Raw genomic sequence first — 1,642 nt, forward strand, 5'->3', positions numbered from 1 at the left:
CTCAGCCTGAATCTTTCACGGGTGGGTAGGGTTTCGCCGATCGGTTGTCGGTGTCGCCTTTTGATGGTTGGTGCTGGTGTGTGGGCAGGGTGGATCGCCAGCGTTGGGTTCGCTGGTTGTTCGGGTTCTGAGGTGGGGTGGGCGGCGGTGACGGGGCGCGGTGACCGAGGGGCTGGTTAGGCGGTGAGGCGTTGCCAGCCGTGGCGTATGTGGTGGTTGTAGGGCCAGTCGGTGGGTAGTCGCAGGGTGGTGGTGCGGGCGTGGGTGATGATCTTGCCGCCGACGGTGAACAGGCGGTGGCGCAAGCGTTTGGGTTCCCAGCGGCGGATGGGGTCGTGGCGGTGGTAGCCGAGGGTTTGAGTCCAGACAATGAGGTCGGAGGCCAGGGCGACGATATCGAGCCACAGTTGGTTTTTGGCGAATGAGTCGAACGGTAGGTTGGCCATGCCGGTGTCTTTGAGGCAGCGGATACGGTCTTCGGCGCGGGCACGTTGACGGTGACGCAGTTCCAGGATCGGCAGTGTCCAGCCGCGGCCGCGGGTGTTGGTGGCGAACACGGTGTAGCGGCGGCCCTCGATGTCGGTGATGAGGTGTTGGGCTCCGTTGTGGGGATATTCGCGGCGCGCGATCAGCCGCATCCCGGGTGGCCAGGGCTCGTAGGCGGTTTCGGTGTCACGGACCGAGCGCGGCATGTGGTCGGTGATCTCGGCGACCTGGGCATCAGCTCGTGGATCGGCGTCGTCGGTGTTGATCGCGGTCACCCAGGCAGCCTCAGGCAGCACGTCCAATGCGTCTTTGACCAGTTCAGAGATGGTGAACCCGACCGAGTACTGCAGATTCTGCTCGGTCAGGTGGGCCAGGAACTTTTTGGCACACCCGGCCGAATCGGTACGTATGAGCACCTGGGCGCGTTCAGCGGCGGGCAGCTGGGCCAACGCCGCCTCGAGGGCCGCGATGTGCATGTCCGCACCTTTGGGTGAGGCACCTCCACGCCGCAGGTCCAGGTTCAGTGTTTCCCCGGTGCCGAAGGCGCCGTGGTCGACGAACGAACACATCGGGGAATGCCCGAACACCCGCTTATACGTTTTCTGGGCCTGTTCTTTGGCCGAGCCGGCGGTCACGGTCGTGGCATCGAGATCAACGATCACCAGCCCGCCATCGATGCTGCCCGCAGTGCCCTCCAACGGGCGGGCAATGCCCCACACCCGCTCCCGCGCCGCGGCGCGAGCCGCGCTGATCGCGGTACTGACCGCCTCGACATCGGTAGCCAGCCTGCTGATCACCCGCGAAATCGTCGGATCAGAGGCCACCTGCCCGTACAACTGTGGCTGAGCCCGGACTGTGGCCACATCGGCCACACAGTCACCACCGGTCGCCAAGGTGAGCGCCAGATCCAGCACGATCTTGGCCGGATCATGGACCGTCGCCGCGGTCCGCCACGGCGCCATCGCCGCGGTCAGCTCGGCTCCCAGGCCCGAGACCTGCACGGTTTTCGTCAGCAACACCCCGCCCGAGGTTGTCAGCACCGACTCAGTGCGCGTGGGGTCCACCGTCAACTCGGGATACACGTTATTCTTCACCTGCGAGGTGCCTTTCTTCTTGTGACTATTTGTTTGTGGTGAATCAATAATCACAAGGCAGA

General features: G+C 64.4%; 1 protein-coding gene. It reads right to left on the reverse strand.

The genetic code is table 11. The annotated features are described in order from the left end of the window. Positions 1–176: 176 nt before the first annotated feature. On the reverse strand, positions 177–1,580 hold the full coding sequence (locus M4D77_RS23720) for an IS1380 family transposase (RefSeq protein ID WP_311199339.1): 1,404 nt from the start codon (positions 1,578–1,580) through the stop codon (positions 177–179). Positions 1,581–1,642 lie beyond the last annotated feature (62 nt).

The sequence above is a fragment of the Gordonia sp. p3-SID1431 genome, from assembly GCF_025143765.1.
In the GTDB taxonomy this organism is placed as follows: domain Bacteria; phylum Actinomycetota; class Actinomycetes; order Mycobacteriales; family Mycobacteriaceae; genus Gordonia; species Gordonia hongkongensis.